Consider the following 728-nt stretch of genomic DNA (forward strand, 5'->3'; position numbering starts at 1 on the left):
GATGCTGGCAGCGGCGACGACCGCGCAGGCCGACAAGCGAGTGGCGCTGGTCCTTGGTGTGTCCAACTACCAGAGCGTCGCGCGGCTGGCCAATCCCGACAGCGACGCGGCCGCCATCAGCGACGTGTTCAAGCGGATGGGGTTCGATATCGTGGAGCTTCGCCGCGATCTCGGCGTCATCGAGATGCGGCGGGCGGTGCGCGATTTTGCTGCGGTTGCCGCGGATTCCGACATGGCCGTGGTCTATTACGCCGGTCACGGCATCGAGGTGAACGGCGCGAACTTCCTGATTCCGGCAGATGCCAGGCTGCAGAGCGATTTCGACGTCGAGGACGAGGCGGTCCCGCTGGACCGGATTCTCCAGGCGATAAATCCGGCGAAGCGGCTGCGGCTCGTCATCCTCGATGCCTGCCGCGACAATCCGTTTGCAGAGCGGATGACACGCAGTGTCGCCACGCGTTCGATGGGCCGCGGCCTCGCCAAGATCGAGCCCGCCACGGCGGATACGCTGATTGCGTTCGCCGCCAAGGCCGGCGCGGTCGCCGGCGACGGCGACGGTGCGCACAGCCCGTTTGCGACCGCGCTCCTCAATCATTTGGCGACACCGGGCCTCGACCTTCGCCTGACGCTTGGCCGGGTTCGCGACGAGGTGCTCAAGAGCACGGGGCGGCGGCAGGAGCCCTTCGTCTACGGATCGCTCGGCGGCGACACCGTGGCGCTGGTGCCGC

1 protein-coding gene is annotated in these 728 nt (G+C 67.7%); it reads left to right on the top strand.

The window, feature by feature from the left end; genetic code table 11:
- Window position 1 precedes the first annotated feature (1 nt).
- Window positions 2-728, top strand: a 727-nt coding sequence (locus IVB36_RS31445; protein ID WP_247394168.1) for a caspase family protein, incomplete at its 3' end; no start/stop codon positions are given.

The organism is Bradyrhizobium sp. 35, from assembly GCF_023073215.1.
In the GTDB taxonomy this organism is placed as follows: Bacteria; Pseudomonadota; Alphaproteobacteria; order Rhizobiales; family Xanthobacteraceae; genus Bradyrhizobium; species Bradyrhizobium canariense_D.